This window comes from Streptomyces viridosporus, from assembly GCF_002078235.1.
In the GTDB taxonomy this organism is placed as follows: domain Bacteria; phylum Actinomycetota; class Actinomycetes; order Streptomycetales; family Streptomycetaceae; genus Streptomyces; species Streptomyces viridosporus.
On sequence record NZ_MSGP01000788.1, the window covers coordinates 350 to 644 of the forward strand.

Consider the following 295-nt stretch of genomic DNA (forward strand, 5'->3'; position numbering starts at 1 on the left):
CGGTGCGGCGCGCCCAGTCGACCGCCGCGGCGCGGCGTTCGGGGACCAGGGCGCCGCCCAGCGGGAACTGGTGCGCCGGGTTGAGCAGCACCGCGTCGGCGTCACCGGGGGACTGCGCGCGCGTACCGAGGTCGTCGAAGGGGAGCGGGACGGTACGCAGTCCGGTGCGTTCGACCAGGTCCCAGTGGATGTCCAGGCCGTAGGACTCCACGGCCAGCGTGCGGGCGCCGCGGGCGTGCAGGGCCGCGCAGACCAGGTGGAGGCCGTGGGCGAACCCGGAGCAGACGACGAGGCG

1 pseudogene is annotated in these 295 nt (G+C 76.3%); it reads right to left on the reverse strand.

Annotated elements, in window-relative coordinates:
• Window positions 1-295 (reverse strand): annotated as a pseudogene (locus B7L92_RS43275) (PLP-dependent aminotransferase family protein); the annotation flags it as partial.